This window comes from Mycobacterium simiae (assembly GCF_010727605.1).
Lineage (GTDB): Bacteria > Actinomycetota > Actinomycetes > Mycobacteriales > Mycobacteriaceae > Mycobacterium > Mycobacterium simiae.
This window is the reverse complement of the sequence record NZ_AP022568.1, coordinates 5,311,032-5,329,576: the sequence shown is the minus strand read 5'-3', so window position 1 is coordinate 5,329,576 and position 18,545 is coordinate 5,311,032. Positions and strand designations below refer to the sequence as shown.

The 18,545-nt window shown below is 62.3% G+C and carries 16 protein-coding genes; 9 read left to right on the top strand and 7 right to left on the bottom strand.

Annotated elements, in window-relative coordinates:
• Positions 1-37: 37 nt before the first annotated feature.
• Complete coding sequence (locus tag G6N33_RS24780; RefSeq protein ID WP_044506112.1) at positions 38-1,147, bottom strand: DUF2235 domain-containing protein; 1,110 nt, start codon at positions 1,145-1,147, stop codon at positions 38-40.
• Positions 1,148-1,361: 214 nt separating this feature from the next.
• Positions 1,362-2,249, bottom strand: coding sequence for a DUF4436 domain-containing protein (locus tag G6N33_RS24775; protein ID WP_044506113.1), 888 nt, complete (start codon positions 2,247-2,249; stop codon positions 1,362-1,364).
• A gap of 1,810 nt (positions 2,250-4,059) precedes the next feature.
• On the opposite strand from G6N33_RS24775, the gene G6N33_RS24770 reads away from it, so the two are divergent.
• From G6N33_RS24770 to G6N33_RS24760, 3 genes are read left to right on the top strand one after another with little or no spacing between them, the layout of a single operon-like run.
• Positions 4,060-5,328 (top strand): PPE family protein, encoded by a 1,269-nt coding sequence (locus tag G6N33_RS24770; RefSeq protein WP_163771697.1) that lies wholly within the window; start codon positions 4,060-4,062, stop codon positions 5,326-5,328.
• A gap of 4 nt (positions 5,329-5,332) precedes the next feature.
• Complete coding sequence (locus G6N33_RS24765) at positions 5,333-6,733, top strand: PPE family protein (RefSeq protein WP_163771694.1); 1,401 nt, start codon at positions 5,333-5,335, stop codon at positions 6,731-6,733.
• 45 nt (positions 6,734-6,778) lie between these two features.
• Positions 6,779-7,102 (top strand): DUF732 domain-containing protein, encoded by a 324-nt coding sequence (locus tag G6N33_RS24760; RefSeq protein WP_044506114.1) that lies wholly within the window; start codon positions 6,779-6,781, stop codon positions 7,100-7,102.
• A gap of 206 nt (positions 7,103-7,308) precedes the next feature.
• Here G6N33_RS24760 and G6N33_RS24755 read toward each other — a convergent pair whose 3' ends face one another.
• The 5 genes from G6N33_RS24755 to msrB form a co-directional block, all read right to left on the bottom strand.
• Complete coding sequence (locus G6N33_RS24755) at positions 7,309-8,331, bottom strand: sensor histidine kinase (RefSeq protein WP_044511820.1); 1,023 nt, start codon at positions 8,329-8,331, stop codon at positions 7,309-7,311.
• The gene (locus G6N33_RS24750; protein ID WP_044506115.1) at positions 8,324-9,019 is read right to left on the bottom strand and encodes a response regulator transcription factor; all 696 of its coding nucleotides are present in this window, start codon (positions 9,017-9,019) and stop codon (positions 8,324-8,326) included. The genes G6N33_RS24755 and G6N33_RS24750 overlap by 8 nt, the downstream gene beginning before the upstream one ends.
• Positions 9,020-9,158: 139 nt before the next feature.
• Positions 9,159-9,668, bottom strand: coding sequence for a DoxX family membrane protein (locus G6N33_RS24745; RefSeq protein WP_044506117.1), 510 nt, complete (start codon positions 9,666-9,668; stop codon positions 9,159-9,161).
• Positions 9,665-9,958, bottom strand: a complete 294-nt coding sequence (locus tag G6N33_RS27615; RefSeq protein WP_231382399.1) for a DM13 domain-containing protein — start codon at positions 9,956-9,958, stop codon at positions 9,665-9,667. The genes G6N33_RS24745 and G6N33_RS27615 overlap by 4 nt, the downstream gene beginning before the upstream one ends.
• Positions 9,959-10,375: 417 nt before the next feature.
• Positions 10,376-10,786, bottom strand: a complete 411-nt coding sequence (gene msrB, locus G6N33_RS24735) for a peptide-methionine (R)-S-oxide reductase MsrB (protein ID WP_408632746.1) — start codon at positions 10,784-10,786, stop codon at positions 10,376-10,378.
• Between the two features lie 273 nt (positions 10,787-11,059).
• Here msrB and msrA point away from each other — a divergent pair, with 273 nt between their 5' ends.
• The 6 genes from msrA to G6N33_RS24705 all read left to right on the top strand — a co-directional run bounded on the left by msrA (position 11,060) and on the right by G6N33_RS24705 (position 18,521).
• Positions 11,060-11,833, top strand: coding sequence for a peptide-methionine (S)-S-oxide reductase MsrA (gene msrA, locus G6N33_RS24730; protein ID WP_081661956.1), 774 nt, complete (start codon positions 11,060-11,062; stop codon positions 11,831-11,833).
• A gap of 57 nt (positions 11,834-11,890) precedes the next feature.
• Positions 11,891-13,636: a cytochrome c biogenesis protein DipZ gene (locus G6N33_RS24725; protein WP_044506122.1), complete on the top strand. Its 1,746-nt coding sequence runs from the start codon at positions 11,891-11,893 to the stop codon at positions 13,634-13,636.
• A 1,021-nt stretch (positions 13,637-14,657) separates the two neighbouring features.
• A complete protein-coding gene (locus G6N33_RS24720; protein WP_044506124.1) occupies positions 14,658-14,954 on the top strand; it encodes a PE family protein in 297 nt (98 codons plus the stop codon).
• A 361-nt stretch (positions 14,955-15,315) separates the two neighbouring features.
• Entirely contained in the window at positions 15,316-15,600 is a 285-nt protein-coding gene (locus G6N33_RS24715) for a WXG100 family type VII secretion target (protein WP_044506126.1), read from the top strand.
• Between the two features lie 189 nt (positions 15,601-15,789).
• Entirely contained in the window at positions 15,790-17,157 is a 1,368-nt protein-coding gene (locus G6N33_RS24710; protein ID WP_332107477.1) for a PPE family protein, read from the top strand.
• Positions 17,154-18,521 (top strand): PPE family protein, encoded by a 1,368-nt coding sequence (locus tag G6N33_RS24705; RefSeq protein ID WP_163771688.1) that lies wholly within the window; start codon positions 17,154-17,156, stop codon positions 18,519-18,521. The genes G6N33_RS24710 and G6N33_RS24705 overlap by 4 nt, the downstream gene beginning before the upstream one ends.
• The last annotated feature ends 24 nt before the right edge of the window (positions 18,522-18,545 follow it).

Sequence of the window (18,545 nt, the reverse complement as noted above, 5' to 3'; positions counted from 1 at the left end):
AGCCCCTTGGAATATGCTGCACTGCAAGCGAAGCGGACTATTCCGACGACGACCTACCGGGGACCGTTGTGACCTTTGGGTTGCCCTTCAGATAAGCGACCAGTGACGGCGGCGCATATGCGGTGGCGTCGCGCCGTTCGACGGCCGTTGATGCGACGGACTCGTGAGCCGGGTCTGTGACACCGATTTTCCGGACGAACGGTGGAAACAGCCGGTATACACCGACACGTGTGTTGTCGATCGGCGCCAACGCATCCGGGTCGACGTCCGTCGCTGTTATCAACGGAGCCTTCTCGGATGACGACGCGGCATCCCGGGGATGTGCCCTGGCGAATGCCTCGACATCGAAGGCCAAACCGAGGTCGCGGGCACGGTCGGCCATCCACAGCAGCGCCAGGTCGCTCAATCGGTGGTCGCGATCGCCGCCCCCAATGTTGCCGTGGGCGCCGGCGAACCACACCTGCTCGACCCGCTGGTACGGGGGCGCGTCGAGTTGGGGTGCCCAGATCGCGGGGCGATATGGACCACGTTTCTCGTCGATCGCCAATGCCTGGAACGCCGCGTCGACACTCGTGCTCAGGTTGGTGTCGTGAAATTGAAAACGACGGTTGATCAGATTCACGAGGGGAATCCCACTGACGGGAATACCCAAGGCGCCCACGGTATCCCAAACACCGATGAACCGGATCCGCGTCTCGTGGGAATGGCTGCGCCGGAACAGCGTTGCGGCCACGCTACGCGGGTGCGTGGCATCACTCCTGCTGCGGTAGAGCGCGTAGGCCCTGTCGAGTCGATCCTCATTCTCGCGGCGCAGGATTCCGGCATTGCGGATAAGGCCTGCCACGCTGCGCGCCGTGTACGCCCCGCGGCTGAAGCCAAAGAGGAAGATCTCGTCACCGGGCTCGAAGTTGCGAACGAGGAAGCGGTAGGCATCACGGACATTCCGCGACAGCCCGTAACCGAAGACACCTCCCACGAAACGCTCGAATCGCCGCGTACCTACGCCGGGATGGTAGTAGCTGCGCTGCTGTTGACCAGAGGCATCCGCCGGCGCGATTGCCAGCGCAACCTTGGTCACATTGGTCGGCGACTGTTGGTCTGCGATGGCCCAGGTGCCGTCGCAGCACACCACTAACCGTTTTGACACCCGCCCTCACCACTTCCGATTACGCGCAGCCTCGGCCACCAGACACTCTGACATCAGCTTCCTAAAACGCGGTGCACCTCGCCAAAATTCACAGTGGATGGCGGCGACGCGCTGGCCACCGGCCCGCAGAACGGTGTTTTTCCGCTCGGACTCCGCTGATCGGGCAGGTCAAACGGCCACCACACATTGGGGCTCGACGGTGATAGTTGTTTCGTCACTCCTCTGAGGCTTTGGTGGGCAGGTCGCTTTCCGGTCGCAGGTGACGCCACCAGCAGAAGATGTACAGCAGCATCGACAGCGCGAGGATGACGATCACCCAAACGACGACCGTGACGTCCACCCACCAGCCCATCGGCGGTGAGTCAGGCAACGCATTGCGCAACGGGACGACGGCGAAGAGTAGAGCGGCGTACCAGGTGGTCATCGGAGGCTGGAATTTCCGTTTGTTGCGCGCCGTCTGGACCGCCACGAAGAGTGCCATGCCCGCGATGAGGACCAGGACTCCGAGAATCAGGGCCGCCAGCGCGCCGGTGCTGGGCGACCGCTGTACTAGCACGCGGTAGTCCTGGAACTGGAACTTCGACGACGGCCCCTGCTCGCCAACTCGCCGGCCGGCATCTGCAACGGTGACCTTCCAGCCGCGTAACCGGTCGACGAAGGTCACCGAAACCCGTTCGGGCACTTGTGTAGGGCCGCGGGTGAGTTCGACTGTGAGCGGCCGGGAACGGTAATCGTCGAAGGGGTATTCGGCGGGATCCCCGGTAATGCTCATCGATATTGGGAAGACCCCGGGCACGTCACCCTTCGACCACGTTCGCTTGGTAGGGGTCACCACGGACGTGACTGCGACGCTGAGATCCTCGGCGAGGATATGAGTGTACGGCTGCAGCAGCGACGGTCCGGGCGTCACGAGCATGTTCGCCAGCAACACCCCGTTGATCGGCTGGACGTCGACGAGGTCGACGGTGATCGACGTGCCGTCGGGCGCCGGCTGGCCGTCCCGAACCTGGCTGGGACGACCCAGACCCGTGCTGGCATATAGCGCGACGGCGGTCACGTATGCCGCGATGAAGACGACCACGCTACCGATCGCTACCTTCATGAGTCGCTGTCTCAATTCTCATCGTTGACGTACGGAGTCTATGCACTTCGTAGCAGAACATGTGTGGTGCGGATGAGTAATCGTCAACTTGCGGGTCTTTGCGTGGGGCCGCTGCGAGCGGTCCGTCCATCCGGCGATCCTTATCCACGGGCACCGGGGCCGACTACAATCGATTGAACCCGCGCTGAGTCGCACTGGGCGACCAATGGCGTGGCGCGGTCGGCGCGCCATCGCAGGACCCGTGAATGGGCCGCGCCGAGGCCGAGTAATAGTCGAGACTTATTAAAAGTAATAGTCGTGAGTTATCAAGGCCCGTAGTGAATGTCGACACTCCCAAATTGATGATTACCCGCGTCAGCAGCGGCTGAATGCGACGGTCTGGATAGTCGGTGTGGTCCCGCGGATTCGATGCGCCGCAACGTCTCGATGGGGCCGAGCGGGGCCGGCCGGCACACTCCAGCCGCGGGTGCGATCAGCCGTTAGCTCCTTAGCGAGGGTATGGATCCGCGGGAAAGTGCGCGGCTCGCAGCCTAATTCGAGACTGGACTTGCGGCTCCTGCTGACGAAACGCATGCCTTACAGCAATATCATGCCGCCGATGGCGAGCAAATCAATGCACCGGTGCCTACTCGTCCAATTACCAAGCCCACAAACGACTTTCATCTATTTCACAGCTGACAGGTGCTAGCGGACAGCGTTTGGCTGTTGTAAGGTCGCTCACACTATGGAACTTCGGAGCGGAATTCCGACTAGCCGATGGCAGCTCGCCATCGCTCTAGTTGCTGCGCTCAGCCTGTTCGTCAATCTCCTCACCAGTTCTGCTTTACGACACCAATTTTCGGCAGCAACACTGCCCGAACCCGCGGCTTGGACACACAGCGCCCCGGCTGCCAGTGGGACGGCTGAGCATTCGCTGGCTCATAGCGCGTCCATAACTAAGCCTGATACTCAAGATGCCCATTCATGGCGCGCGTCGCCGGTGAAGAAAAAGCCGTTCCACAGTATGTGGATGACGCAGCACCGCCCGGAGTCGGGCACGCGCTTGGACCCTGAATCCCAGCCGCCTGACCTACGGACCTTATTCGCAGACCTGGTCTTTCGATCTGCCGGCGCGCATACCAGCATGCCCGCGGCTCAATATAGCGATCGACAACGTTTGACCTTCTTCTGCGTGTTGCGCTGCTGATGAAGCAGCGCTAGCTGCCAGGTCTCCTCGCGTTTGCAGGTGAGGCACCGTAAGGCGGGCTTGCGGATGTCTCGTGCATCGCCACGCCAGGCTAGCGCTGGGGATCGAACGCCGGGGATCAACATTGACCAGCTTTCGCTAGCAAAAGTTAACAGTTGCAGTCTATTTCGTGCGCCCATCTCAGATGGTAAGCCGTGTAGAACTCGTCGTTGCCCTAAAAGGGGATAAGAATGGATTTTGGACATCTAGTGCCGGAGATCAGACGCACCCAGAACACGACCGTGCATGCCAGGTCGATGGCGAATATCTATGGGTGGGCTGCAGCAGCCTCGGTAGACAACTCGAGACGCTTCAATACTCTTGTCCAACATTGCAAATATGGTTGACCTCAATACGCCTGATTGAGCCAGCCGTTGCTCGGCATGTTCGCTGACCCCTGACGGTCAGCGAATCACCGGGTGACGCAGAGCAGCTCACGTCGCCGACTAATTGCTGTTAGCCGGCGTGAATCGTCAATCCATTAATCGGAGCGGCGTTGTAAATCGTCTGTACTGCAACAGATTCGAATCAATTGTCTAGGCCGTCACGCTCGCAGTCGGCCAATGAAGGTGTGGAGGTAATAAAATGCTGGACTTTGGGGCCTTGCCTCCGGAGGTGAACTCCGGCCGAATGTATGTGGGGGCGGGGGCGGGGCCGTTGCTGGCGGCGGCCGCGGCCTGGGATGAGTTGGCCGGCGAGCTGCATTCCACGGCGGCCACCTACGGTTCCACGATCGAGAGTCTGGTGGTCGGGCCGTGGGGTGGGCCGTCGTCGATCGCGATGGCGGCCGCGGCGGCGCCGTATGTGGAGTGGATGAGTGCGACCGGGGTGCAGGCCGAGCAAGCCGCCCTGCAGGCCAAGCTGGCCGCCGGCGCCTACGAGACGGCCTTTGCCGCCACGGTCCCGCCGCCGATCATTGCGGCTAACCGCTCCTTGCTGGCCACCCTGATCGCGACCAACCTTTTGGGTCAAAACACGGCGGCGATCGCGGCCACCGAGTCCTATTACATGGAGATGTGGGCCCAAGATGCGGGGGCCATGTATGCCTATGCCGCCTCCTCGGCGACGGCCTCCCAACTCGCCGCGTTCACCGAACCACCCCAAACCACCAACGGTTCCGGCGCACAGACCCAAGCCGCCGCCGTGGCCCAATCAACCGGCACCTCCAGCGGCAACACCGCCGCTAAGTTGTCTCAACTCGCCACCACTAGCGGGATCCAGATGCTCGCGACTGGCCAGCAGGCCGCCACGTCGTCGGCCGGCACGTCGTCGACGGGGTTGACGGTGCCACCAATCATCAACAACTGGAACACGATCTGGTCGGCCATCACCGGCGTATTCTCGCCCCAGTCGTCCAGCACCATCCCGGGTGGGCCGTTCCTGGCGTTCGGTCAGTCCTATGCCTTTGGTCTCAATGGACAGGGGGCTGGGGCGTATCTAGCTGGCCCCAAGGCGATTTCGGGCGCCCTCGCGCCGCTGACGCGGGGTGTTGCGGTCGGTCCGATATTCAGCTCTGCCGTCGACGCGGTTCCGGTGTCGGGGTCGTTGGGTAAGGCGGCGTTGGTGGGCAGTTTGTCGGTGCCGCAGGGGTGGACTGAGGCGGCGCCGGCGATTCGGACCTTGGCTCAGGTGTTGCCGGCCAACCTTGCTGCGGCCCCGGCGGCCACGTTGATGGGTCAAGAGGGTGTGTTTAGCCAGATGGCGTTGTCGAGCCTGGCCGGTCGCGCGGTGGCTGCCGGCGCCACCCATTCGGTCAGCGCCAACACCGCCACCGCCGCCGCCTTGGGCGGCCTTGTCGCCGAGGCCGATCCGGCCGCGGCCACCATCATCGTCATCCCGGCTTTGGAGGACTAAGACCATGTTTTATGCAGCGTTTCCCCCGGAATTCAACTCCGGGCGCATCTACACCGGCCCCGGCGCAGAATCGTTGGTCAGCGCGGCCACCGCGTGGCAGAACCTGGCCACTGAATTGCAGGCCACCGCCGATAGCTATTCGGCGGTGCTGGCCAACCTCACCGGTGGACCCTGGGTGGGTCCCTCCGCGCTGACCATGGCTGCTGCGGCCGCACCCTACGTGGGCTGGATGCGCCAGACCGCCACCCTGGCCGCCCAGACCGCGACCCAGGCCAGCGCGGCTGCCACCGCCTATGAGACCGCGTTCGCCGCCCATGTGCCCCCACCGGTGATCGCGGCCAATCGCGCGTTGCTGGCGCAGTTGATGGCCACCAACGTGCTCGGCCAAAACACCGCAGCGATTGCGGCCACCGAAGCCAGCTACAGCGACATGTGGGCCCAAGACGCGGAGGCCATGGACACCTACTTCGCCTCCTCGGCCACCACCACCACCAACCTCACCGCATTCACCCCCGCCCCCCAAACCACCAACGAACAAGGCCCCGCCCTGCAAGAGGCCGCCGTTAGCACCGCCTCCTCCACCGGCGCCGGCACCGCCGCGAAAACCGTGGCCGCCGCGGCCACAACGCCCAGCGGGTTCAGTGGGCCGTTGGCGTGGTTGGCCCAACTGGCTCAGGACTATCAGAACTTCTGGACCAACCTGCTCAACACCGTGCCGGGCGGCGCGAACTTCTACACCGCCTTCTACAACGCCATCAAAACTCCGATCGGGCTCACCACCAACTTCAATGACATTGGGCTGCTGATCAACTTCCCGATATCCCAATGGCTCAAGTTCGCCTCACCCTTGGCGTACGGGGCGCTGCCCAAGGAGGCACTCGGTGCGGGCTTGGGCGCGTTGGGGGTTGGCCGTGGCGTCCTTTTTGATGCGGTCACTCCGACCGCCGGCTTCGCCCGCGGCACCTTGGTGGGTGCGTTGACTGTTCCGCCCAGCTGGGCCTCGGCCACCCCGGCGATCCGGACCGTGGCCGCCGCGCTGACCGCGGCCGGCCCCCAAGCCATTCCCGCCGCCGCGCTGGGGGAGGGCAGCCTGTTTAGCTCCCTGGGCACGGCCGGCATGCTGGGCAGCGCCCTGGGCGCCGGCGGACCCACCGTGGTCGGAGCCGGCATCCGCAACCGGATGACCCCGCTCAAAGACCTCAAGGACAAAAACTCCCCCGAACACCTCAAACGACTGGTCGCCCAAATCTCCGAAAAACCCGAAACCGTCCAACACCACAACGTCGACCAAGAAGGCCTCGACAACCTCCTCGAGCAACTCGCCAAAAAACCCGGCATCCACGCCGTGCACCTCAAAAAGCGCAAACCCAACGTCATCCCAACCGAAGAAGCCCAAATCAGTTAAGGCACAAGCCTTCCCCCTTCAGATCAGTACGGAAGAAGGTAGAAAATGAAACGGCTCGTAACGCTCCTCGCGGCTGTTGCCATGGTCGGATTCGCGGCGCCCGCCTACGCCGACCCCATCCCCGAACCCGACGGTGACGACGCAGCCTTCATCGCCGCCCTACATCAAGCGCACTTCAGCTTCTCCAGCGACGGGTCGGCCGTCACCGCGGGCCGCGCCGTGTGTTCGTGCCTCAACAACGGCGAAAACGCCTTAGAACTGCTCCACGACGTCAAGATGCACAACCCCGGCATGGACATGGAAATGGCCTCCAACTTCGCCCTGATCTCCGCGAAGTACTACTGCCCACAACAACTCTCCAAGGCCTAGGCGGGAGTGGGCTCAACCAGACCAAAGTAGGAGGTCTCGCGTCGTGATCTGATCCATGCGCCTGATGGCATCCGAAATCATCAGGAAAACGAACGCGGACGTCTTCCCCAAGTCGACCGAGCAGCGGCGCGACTTGCCTTAGGACACATCGTGTTCCGTCACCGCGACTGCTGCGGCCTCCGACGATCGCGACGTGCGAAATGCCGTCACGACTCGCCCGCGAATGGCAATCGGACCTCGAAACGTGCACCAGTGTCCAGGTTGCAGGCTGACAGCGTGCCGCGGTGCGCCTGCACCAGCCCAGCCGCGATAGCCAGTCCCAGGCCCGAGCCGCTGGGTAACGACGAATCAGCCCGCGGCACGCGGCCATTGGAGCCACGGTAGGCGACGTCGAACACCCTGGGTAGATCCGCTTCGTCGATCCCGACGCCGGTGTCATCCACTCGAGCCCAGGCCTCCTTTTCGTCTCGGCCGAGCGCCAGTGTCACTTGTCCTCCGCGCGGGGTATGCGCGATCGCGTTGGCTACCAGATTCGACAACACACGGACCAAAGCCCGGTCGCTACCGATCACCCGCACGGGTTCGTCGGGCAGATAGACCTGCAGTGCCACCCCGGCCCGGTCTGCGACGATCCGATGAACGGCCACCACGTCGTCGACCACCTCGTCCAGCGCCACTATGTCGTGTGCGGGTTGCACCGCGCCAGCGTTGATCTTTGACATCTCGAACAGGTCGTCCACCATCTCCGACAACCGAATTGATTCATGCTCAATATATTTGGCCTGCTCGCGGGCCTCGTCCTCGATCACCACCCCGTCGGCGATGGCCTCGGCTCCGGCACGGATGCCCGCCAGCGGGGTGCGCAGATCGTGACTCACGAATGCCACCAAACGGCGCCGCGATCGCTCGGCTATCCGTTCGGAGTCACGGATCTGCTGCTCCCACACCGTTCTCCGAGCCTGGTACCTGGCCAGGAGCACGGCGGCCGGGATGGTCACCACGGACACGATGACCAATACCACCGCGGTGCGCTCGAATGTCTCAGTGATCATGAAACCGCTGGCGCCGAGCACGCCAGTGAGAGTTGCCAGAGTGGGAATCAGCACTAAGGCGACCATGCTCACTACCAGCGACCAGGACCGTGCGAGCCGAATGGTCAGCGCGCCGGACAACACCACCGGAATGGAACAGGCGAGCGCCCAGCCCGCGATCTTCCACAGGTCAGTCACCTGCACCGGATATCCCCCCTGCCCGCCACAGGTAGCCGCGCCCCCAGATGGTCTGCACCCGGTGAGAGTCTCCTAATTTGGAGCGCAGCCGCTTGATGTGGACCGTAACGGTCGACAGATCGCCGAAATCCCACCGCCACACCAGTTTCAGGAGTTCCTCGCGAGAATAGACGGTGTCGGTATGGGTTAGCAGGAAGGTCAGCAGATCAAATTCCCGACTGGTCAGGCTGACAGGCCGGTCACCGACAGTCACCAAGCGCGCGGCCGTCATAACGCGTAGCGATCCGTCGCTCAACTCCAACGGAAGTTCATCGGCTGCCGACGGGGCTCGGCGCAATACTGATCGGACCCGAAGCGCTAGCTCACGCGGACTGAACGGCTTCGTCACATAGTCGTCGGCGCCGGCCTCCAAGCCGGCGATCCGGTCGTCCTCTTCGCCCAGCGCTGTCAGCAGAATCACCGGCACCGCATACCCGTCTCCGCGACGCATGCTGCGACACAGCGTCATTCCGTCGGGGCCTGGCATCATCACGTCAAGGACGGCGAGATCGAGGCGTTCGGTTCCCAGCAGTTGCAGCGCCTCGTCGCCGTCGCGCGCGATCGAAACGTCGTGCCCGTCGCGTTCCAGATACCTGCGCACCACGTCGACAATGACGGGGTCGTCATCGGCTATCAAGATCCGGCTCACACCGTCTCACACTAGCCCCGAGTCGGCGCTTAGGGGGTGAGTCGGGATATTGACTCCATCGCGACGATCTCTCAGGTCGTTCTCGGTCCGCGTGGTGGATCGGTGAGTGATGGGGCGGCGAGCGCTATGGCCCGGGTCGTCACGCCCAGCGCCGAAGCGGTCCCGAGACCAGTTGTGCGGCAATCTGTCTTCGGTTCAAAGCCGCCACTATGAGCGTGGTCGCCGAGAGCCGCGCGGCCCAAGCCGACCAGGTGATCACGACCGCCGACAGGACGCCCATAATGGGATATTGGGCAATAAGCTGATCGGAACTCCAGTAGGTCATGAGTGTCAACAGCGACGCCAGGGCCGCGGGCAGGCTCAGTACCCCGAGGACCAGCGCCACACCCAGCGCGGTTTCAAGTAGCGGAATCGCGACACCGAACAGGCCCGGCAACCTGCCGAGTACGGGTCCCAGGAACATGGTGAAGTACTCGGGCACGCGACTATTGGATTTCGCGCTGTCTACGACTAGCAGGATATCCGCCCTGCCGAAGTGTGCGGTGTACTTGAAGATGCCCTCGTGTATCCACAGACCGCCCAGCGCGACCCTTGTCGCGCCGAAAAAGACCGACGCGACAAGGGGTGCGGGGTTGGCGGGGACTTTCATGTCAGGGTGGCGGCACCGAAGACGGCCTTCGCCTTATCGCAATGGATAACGACATTGGTGAATTTCGAAGTATCGACCCCGTTGGTTGAAAACGTCTGAGACGCTTTGTCAGACGCGATAATACCGAGCTCTTTGCCGGCTGCCACAGCAGTCTCGTCCGTGCCGTTCGTGAGATAGATGTGCAGATCTGGCCCCGCGTCGGAGGAAAAGCCCGCCAGGCTGAGCTGGGAGCCTGTCACCGAGACGGTTCCCGCGACGTGCTTGGCGTTGAGGCCACTGAAAGTTCCCATCCGCGTGCTTGCAGAGCCCGAACTCGCCGCCTGTGACATCGCCGGGGCGCCCGACGACGACTGCGACATCGCGGGCGCCGGGTGCGCCTCTTTTGAGCTGCTGCAGGCAGCGAGGGCCGCGGCAATCGTGAGAGCGGCCGCGCCCCTAAGCACTGTGGGTCGCATCTGGTTTACCTTTCGTTGGGCGCAGGATCGCGCGTTCTATGGTCGGTAGTGGTTACGTTACAAAGCAATTGGAGAGATGGGTGGGGCCTCGTCAACTCCGTCACGGCCTCGTCATAATTTGCGTACTGTTTCCCCGGGCGTCGTCCATGCCTGCCCGGTTCATCTCCGTTACGTGGGGTAGTTGGGGCGCTTATGGCTCGGCGGTCGCCGATACTCAAGTTCGCGCTGTCACAAAGTTGTTGCGCCGTGCAATCAAAGGGCAGTGAACGACATCGCGATGCCGTTCATGCAATAACGAAGGCCGGTTGGCTGCGGGCCGTCGTCGAACACGTGGCCGAGGTGACTGCCGCACCGGCTGCAGAGAACTTCGGTACGGGCCATGCCCAAGCTGGTATCAGGTCGCTCCACCACCGCGTTGTCCAGCGCTTTCCAGAAGCTCGGCCAGCCGGTGCCGCTGTCGAACTTGGTGTCGGATGAGAATAGGTGTTGCGCACAGCCAGCGCAGTCGAACACACCGTGACGGTGCTCGTTGTTTAGCGGACTACTGTAGGGACCTTCAGTGCCAGCGTCCCGCAACACGCTGTATTGCGCCGCGGTCAGCATCTTTCGCCACTCGGCGTCGGTGTGAGTGACAGCAAAGGTGGTGTCCGGTGGTGCCGACATCGCTCTGCCGGCACAAGCACTGAATGCGGCCATTGATAGTGCGGCCACGCTACCGGCGGTGAGAAACCGCCGTCTCGTCATATCCATCTCGCCACTGCTTTCGGTCGAGCGGAGATCCTGCCCAAAACACCATAACGCGGTCTGCCGCGCCGGGTGGGGCTCAACACAATTCGTCATCGTTCGGTAAGAAAGTTCGACGCAAGGGAACGTAAGGGCGTTGATTCGGGCGCCACTGATTCGTAAGAATTTTGCCCGCGCAGGGCGGTTAGCCTAATGACGATAGGGCCGGAATCGACGCTGACCGTGGGGAGCATCGTGCCGAGATCGCCAAGAGCACACCTGATACCACTGGCCGTGGCACTGTTCGCGGTCAGTCTCCAAATCACTGCCTGCACGAGGTTGTTCTCTGACGCGGGGGGCGCAACGCCCTCGCGGAACATTCCTGGGCCGACGGTCGATGAACCCGTGGGGACCGCGGGCAGCCGCGAGACCGCAGTATTGGCGGGGGGCTGCTTCTGGGGAGTTCAGGGCGTCTATGAACACGTCAAGGGAGTCAAACGTGCGATCGCGGGGTACGCGGGTGGCGCCGAATCGACAGCACACTATGACCAGGTGAGCACAGGCACGACAGGGCACGCGGAGTCGGTGCAGATTACCTACGACCCTTCCCAGATCACCTACGGACAATTGCTGCGGATATATTTCTCCGTAGTACACGACCCGACCGAACTTGACCGACAGGGACCCGACGTGGGAACGCAATACCGGTCGGCCGTCTTCCCGCAGAACAAGATTCAGAAAACTATCGTCGAGTCGTACATCGCTCAGCTCAACGATGCCAAAGTCTACGGTAGGCCGATCGTCACCCGGGTCGAGACGGGAGCCGGATTCGTTCCCGCCGAGGCGCATCATCAAGACTTCATGAACTCCAACCCGACTTATCCCTACATCGCCATCAACGACATGCCCAAGCTCGACAGCCTGATGCGTCAATATCCTTATCTGTATCGAGCACAACCGGTCCTCCTCGGCGCGAGTAACAGCTGAGGTGGGCACCAGTCACCGCACCGGCGCAACCACGGTGGGTCGGACCGGGCGATCGAGATGTTGACACTCATCGCCATCGGCTTTGTCGGCGGACTAATCACCGGCATCTCGCCGTGCATCTTGCCGGTGCTTCCGGTGATCCTCCTGTCAGGCGCACGGAGCGCCCGGGTCGCTGCTGGAATTCCTGCTGCGTCCGACACCGGCGGCCCGCCGGGCAAAAATCTACGCTCCGAGTGGTTGCGGCCATATTTAGTGATTGCCGGTCTGGTAACCAGTTTCAGCGCGGTCACCTTGTCCGGATCGACATTGCTGTCACTGCTGCGGCTGCCACAGGACGCCGTGCGGTGGTTCGCATTGATCGCGCTTGTCGCGATTGGCCTGGGATTGATCTTCCCAGCTGTCGAGGCGCTCCTGGAGAAGCCGTTCTCTTTGCTGCCGCATAAGCGGTTCGGTTCGGCCAGTTCCGGTTTCGGCTTGGGACTCGCGCTCGGCGTGCTGTACGTGCCGTGCGCGGGACCCGTACTTGCCGCTATCGTCCTGGCAGGCGCAACCGGCTCAATCGGATTGCCGACGATCGCTTTGACATTAGCTTTCGCTGCGGGTGCAGTGGTGCCGCTTTTGACCTTCGCACTTGCCGGACAACGTGTGGCGGAGCGAGTGCGGGCGTTCCGCCGTCGCCAGCGCGAAATCCGCACCGCCGCGGGTATTGTCACCATCCTGCTGGCCGCGGCGCTGGTGTTCAACCTGCCCGCGATTCTGCAACGGGCAATCCCCGATTACACCGCGGCGATTGAGCGAAAGCTTGGCGGCGGAGACGAAGTCCGCCGGCAGCTCAACCTGAGTGGTGCGGTCAATGACCAGAACGCCGCGCTGTCCAATTGCACAGATGGTGCGGCCAATCTCGAAAGTTGTGGCACTGCACCAGATATCGAGGGGATTGACCATTGGCTCAACACGCCAGGCTCGGCGCCGATTGACCTGAGGTCATTGCGCGGGAAGGTCGTCCTGATCGATTTCTGGGCTTACTCGTGTATCAACTGCCAGCGCAGCATCCCCCATGTTGTCAATTGGTACAGGGCGTACCACGACAAGGGATTCGAGGTTGTCGGTGTCCATACGCCGGAGTATGCCTTCGAGCACGACGCAGGCAACGTCGCATCCGCCGCCGCCATGCTTGGGATCACCTACCCGGTCGCTTTGGACAATGCGTATGCGACATGGACCAACTACCGCAACAAGTATTGGCCGGCGCACTACCTTATCGACGCCAACGGCACAGTCCGTCATATCAAGTTCGGCGAGGGTGACTACGACGTCACCGAACACCTGATCCGGCAACTCCTTTCACAGACGGACCAGAGCGTCAGCCTGCCGCTGGTTACCGACCTGCCCGACACAACACCGACGTCAACCCTGACTCCGGAGACCCACCTCGGGGCCCGCACGGTGGCCAACTACGCCGGCCGCGGCGCCTATGATCAGGGCACAGCGACGTTTGACTATCCCGCCCAACTTCCCGCCGATACGTTCGCCCTTCGCGGCCGATGGACCGTCGACGATCAGGCCGCAACGGCAGAGGACGACAACGACGCCATCGCGCTCAACTACCACGCCCATAAGGTGTACCTCGTGGTGGGCGGTACCGGCGTAGCGACCGTAAAGACCAACGGTGCGATCACCCGCATCCCCGTCACTGGACCACCCAGCATGCATCAAATCGTTTCCGACGAAACCGGCGGAACCGGGCAAATTGAGGTCGGGCTATCCCGGGGATTGCGCGCGTACTCCTTCACCTACGGCTGACGTACACCTGGGCACGCGCGTCGACGCCGGGGCCCGACCCGCGTCAGCTACAGGTAATCAGTTGCTGCTGTGATTCCAGCCCACGAACAGCCGCTCGGGTTCTTCGAGCGCTCGACGCAAATTTCCCTACCGTGAAGGTCTCAGCGTCTCTCCTGCCATTGATGACCAAAAGTGGCAGACGGTGCCGTAGTGGTACTTTCCACCGGCCGACGTGGACCGCCATTGCCAGCTGGGCACGACCCAAGCTTCTCGAACTCGAGCACCTGAACCTCGACCACCCAGCCGTTGTCGTGGCAGCCGAGAGCCTCAATCGAGCTCTGTAGCCAATCGCCTCGGAAGAGATCGACCCCTTCTCAAGCCCGTCACCGTAGCGACTCTCGAGCCAGCGACGGTTAAGCCGCTACTCGCGGTCCACCCCCTGCGCCCGGCGGGGGACCGGTGCAGTTGGCCTCTCCTCGACGGAGGCGCGCGCAAACCTCCAGTCACGTTGCAGCAACGCTTGATTCACTAGCCGCATCAGCGCGACAGATGCACCTAAGCGGACGCCAACATCGAAAGCGTCTTGTTTAGGTGCCCAATGAGGTTCGTGGACATGATTTTCGGCAAGGAGGGATGGCCAGGCGCTGCCGATCATGGCGTCCCAGGAGATCATTGACACCATCCTGCGAGACGAGCCGCCAAGCAGGGCCCTGGCGCCTTCGAAAGCCGCCGCGGTGGCGTGGGCAGGTAGCCAACTCAACGGCAACCCTGACACACAAGCCGCGATCGCCCGAACGACGGCAGAAATGCTTGAGCCGGCGTGAGATTCTGATTCAACCGGCGCCTAATCGGCAAACACCCCAAGCTTCTATCAGCCAGCGGAACACGTTTGAATCGAGTCGGCCGCCGCATCGCGAGTGACACTTAAATCTCACCTTTTCTCATTTTGAGACTTATATCACAACACGGGTCTAGGTATTCTTCGGCTGCTCCGTATGCAGCCGTCAGGATCGGCCAAACCCTGGAGAACGGGAGTTATAGAATGTTTGCAACTACCCAGCCCGAAGCTTTACCGGCAGCGGTCGGTGATTGCAGTGGACTCAGTTCTGCAGTTGTTTTCCAGAACGCAGCGACGGCTGCCCTAACTACGGGAATCCTTCGCGCGGCGACCGACGAAGTATCCGCGCTGATTGCGGCTGAGTTTGTTGCGCACGCGAACACCTATCAAGCGATGAGTGCGCAGGCCACGGTGATACACGAAATGTTCGTCAACGCCCTGATTACCAGTACTGATTCCTACGCAGCGGTGGAGGCAGCCAACTCGACCGCGGCGGGTTAAGAGGATGCGGGCGTCACCGCGAGTCTGTTGAGCTGAAATATAGCGTATAGCCGGACCATCGATTTTCCATAGCACCCATTGATATTTCTCATCGAGGAGAGATTGAAATGCCTATACGGTTTATGACCGACGCGAACGTTGCGCGGCGGAATGGGAACAGCTGGAACAGCGCCATGCGGTTCACCTCGTACAACACCATGGGACAGAGGGATCACGCCTTCCGCAACATCGTGAACACGCTCCTCGGAGTGCGAGACCAGTTACTGCGTGATGCGACCAAATATGAGGGCCCCTGGGGGAGGGCTCCGAGAGGCTATCCAGCTAAAGAATTCTCAACCACGTACGCAAGGAGAATCTGACCATGTCCATTAGCTACCAATTCGGCGACGTTGACGCTCACGGTGCGACTATTCGCACTCAGGCGTTAGCGCTGGAGGCTGAGCACCAAGCAATTATGCGTGACGTGTTCGCCGCCGAGGATTTCTGGGGCGGAGCTGGTTCCGTGGCGTGCCAAGAGTTTATCACGCAGCTCGGCCGTAACTTTCAGACGATCTACGAGCACGCAAACGCACACGGCTCAAGAGTCCGAACTGCTGCTTCCAATATGTCGAGCACGGATAGCGCTGTTGGCGCTAGCTGGGCCTGATGAAACGCGGCTCGACACACCGGCGGGGCAACGAGACCAAACCCTAGGTCGGCTCTTTTAGACATGCAGCTTAAAAAGTCTTGAAAGGCATAAACGTATCTGTAGGAATCGGTTGCGCAAATACGCCGGCCCTCGGCCGCTAAGGAATCGCAGCCAGCTGTTTAGGAGGTATTAGCGGTGGATTTTGCGATGTTGCCGCCGGAGATTAATTCCGGTCGGATGTATGCGGGGGCGGGGTCGGGGCCATTGATGGCCGCTGCGGCCGCCTGGGACGGGTTGGCCGCGGAGTTGAGCTCCGCGGCGGCATCGTATCGGGGCACGGTCACCGAACTGGCGGACATGTCATGGCTGGGCCCCTCATCCACCTCGATGAACGCCGCAGCAGAAACATACGTGGCCTGGCTGAATACCACCGCCAGCGAGGCAAGACAAACCGCCAACCAAGCCAGGTCCTCCGCGGCAGCCTTCGAAGCGGCATACACCGCCACCGTCCCACCACCGGTAATCGCCACCAACAGAACAGTATTGGCAGCACTGGTGGCCACCAACATCCTCGGACAAAACACCCCGGCCATCGCGGCCACCGAAGCACAATACAGCGCCATGTGGGCCCAAGACGCGGTCGCCATGTACACCTACGCCGCCGCCTCGGCCACCGCGACAGCACTAACCCCATTCACCTCAGCGCCCCAAAACACCAACCCGGCCGGCCAAGCAGCCCAGCAAGCCAGCACCGACCAAGCAACCGCCAACACCGCCCACACACTGCTGTCCAACATCCCCCACGTCCTGCAAACCATGGCACAAGGCGGAACACCAACACCGGCCGTGACGTCTCTGCAAGGCATCTTGGGCAGCACCGGTTTTCAGGACGTCAACATGCTAGCCGGGGATTCAGGATCCGTGGGCCTCGTAGTCGCGTCATCGGCCTATCTGGCCGGCGGCATTCTGGCCCAGCTCTTTCCGCTCATGTCGCTCGCGCTGCCGGCGACGGCAGCCGCTGGAGCAGTGTCGGACGTGTCTGGGGCGCCGGCGGCGGGGTTGGGCAACCTGGTCGGTTCGTCCTCTCCCGCGGCCGGTGCTTTGGGATCGGCCGGTGCAGGGCAAGGGGCCATCACAGCGGGCCTAGGCGATTCGGGACTAGTGGGCAAGTTGTCGGTACCACCATCGTGGAGTACCGCGACACCCCAAATCCGACTCGCCTCAACGGCATTGCCGATCGCCGGCCTCGACGCCACCCCCGCAGCAACAGCAACCCCACCCACCCTATTCGGCGGCATCCCCCCGATGGCCAGTGTGGTCAACGCACCAAGAGGCAACAGCACTTATTCGCAAGGCCTGCGCAGCAACCTGCTCGGCCAAGACGCCGGAAGACCGGGCTACCGAGAGCGGACACGGGACCACCAGCCACAGCCGCAACAGGGCGTCGCCCCGAATGACGAGAGCGCAACGAGTGCATTTGAATCCGATTTGGTCGCGCGTCTGCGCAAGGAGATCGCCGAAGTAGCACTGGAACGCGACGCAGCAGCCCGCCTGATTATGGAGGCTATCCGATGAGTGGGTTGGATTTTGCGATGTTGCCGCCGGAGATTAATTCCGGTCGGATGTATGCGGGGGCGGGGTCGGGGCCATTGATGGCCGCTGCGGCCGCCTGGGACGGGTTGGCCGCGGAGTTGAGCTCCGCGGCGGCATCGTATCGGGGCACGGTCACCGAACTGGCGGACATGTCATGGCTGGGCCCCTCATCCACCTCGATGAACGCCGCAGCAGAAACATACGTGGCCTGGCTGAATACCACCGCCAGCGAGGCAAGACAAACCGCCAACCAAGCCAGGTCCTCCGCGGCAGCCTTCGAAGCGGCATACACCGCCACCGTCCCACCACCGGTAATCGCCACCAACAGAACAGTATTGGCAGCACTGGTGGCCACCAACATCCTCGGACAAAACACCCCGGCCATCGCGGCCACCGAAGCACAATACAGCGCCATGTGGGCCCAAGACGCGGTCGCCATGTACACCTACGCCGCCGCCTCGGCCACCGCGACAGCACTAACCCCATTCACCTCAGCGCCCCAAAACACCAACCCGGCCGGCCAAGCAGCCCAGCAAGCCAGCACCGACCAAGCAACCGCCAACACCGCCCACACACTGCTCTCCAACATCCCCCACGTCCTGCAAACCATGGCACAAGGCGGAACACCAGCCGCCACCGCCACCGCCACCGACCCGATCAGCACCTTCCAATCATTTTTCAACGACATCTCAGGATTCATTTCCGGCGAATTCGGAAATAGCTTTGTTGCGTCTGGCACGCTCTACACCATTTTTCCGATGGTGGACACCGCGTTGGGTCCGTTGGTGTCGTCGCTTTCGGCAACGAAAGTGTCGGACGTGTCTGGGGCGCCGGCGGCGGGGTTGGGCAACCTGGTCGGTTCGTCCTCTCCCGCAGCCGGTGCAGGGCAAGGGGCCATCACAGCGGGCCTAGGCGATTCGGGACTAGTGGGCAAGTTGTCGGTACCACCATCGTGGAGTACCGCGACACCCCAAATCCGACTCGCCTCAACGGCATTGCCGATCGCCGGCCTCGACGCCACCCCCGCAGCAACAGCAACCCCACCCACCCTATTCGGCGGCATCCCCCCGATGGCCAGTGTGGTCAACGCACCAAGAGGCAACAGCACTTATTCGCAAGGCCTGCGCAGCAACCTGCTCGGCCAAGACGCCGGAAGACCGGGCTACCGAGAGCGGACACGGGACCACCAGTCACAGCCGCAACACAACTCGCTGGACGCCGAAATCGCTGCGCTGACGGATGAGGATATTCTGCGCCAGCTACATCAAGAGCTGACCGACTTGTCTAACGAGCGCGACATGCTCAAGCAAACCGCAGCCTTTTTGATCGAGGAAGCCCAGAAGTAGTAACTGCTGCTGCATATCGCCTCG

Coding starts and splice junctions, on each gene's coding strand:
- G6N33_RS24775 (WP_044506113.1), bottom strand. CDS start 2,249: ATGAAGGTAGCGATCGGTAGCGTGGTCGTCTTCATCGCGGCATACGTG.
- G6N33_RS24725 (WP_044506122.1), top strand. CDS start 11,891: ATGTTGACACTCATCGCCATCGGCTTTGTCGGCGGACTAATCACCGGC.
- G6N33_RS27615 (WP_231382399.1), bottom strand. CDS start 9,958: ATGGGAACTTTCAGTGGCCTCAACGCCAAGCACGTCGCGGGAACCGTC.
- msrA (WP_081661956.1), top strand. CDS start 11,060: ATGACGATAGGGCCGGAATCGACGCTGACCGTGGGGAGCATCGTGCCG.
- G6N33_RS24715 (WP_044506126.1), top strand. CDS start 15,316: ATGTCCATTAGCTACCAATTCGGCGACGTTGACGCTCACGGTGCGACT.
- msrB (WP_408632746.1), bottom strand. CDS start 10,786: ATGTCGGCACCACCGGACACCACCTTTGCTGTCACTCACACCGACGCC.
- G6N33_RS24705 (WP_163771688.1), top strand. CDS start 17,154: ATGAGTGGGTTGGATTTTGCGATGTTGCCGCCGGAGATTAATTCCGGT.
- G6N33_RS24765 (WP_163771694.1), top strand. CDS start 5,333: ATGTTTTATGCAGCGTTTCCCCCGGAATTCAACTCCGGGCGCATCTAC.
- G6N33_RS24760 (WP_044506114.1), top strand. CDS start 6,779: ATGAAACGGCTCGTAACGCTCCTCGCGGCTGTTGCCATGGTCGGATTC.
- G6N33_RS24770 (WP_163771697.1), top strand. CDS start 4,060: ATGCTGGACTTTGGGGCCTTGCCTCCGGAGGTGAACTCCGGCCGAATG.
- G6N33_RS24710 (WP_332107477.1), top strand. CDS start 15,790: ATGTTGCCGCCGGAGATTAATTCCGGTCGGATGTATGCGGGGGCGGGG.
- G6N33_RS24720 (WP_044506124.1), top strand. CDS start 14,658: ATGTTTGCAACTACCCAGCCCGAAGCTTTACCGGCAGCGGTCGGTGAT.
- G6N33_RS24745 (WP_044506117.1), bottom strand. CDS start 9,668: ATGAAAGTCCCCGCCAACCCCGCACCCCTTGTCGCGTCGGTCTTTTTC.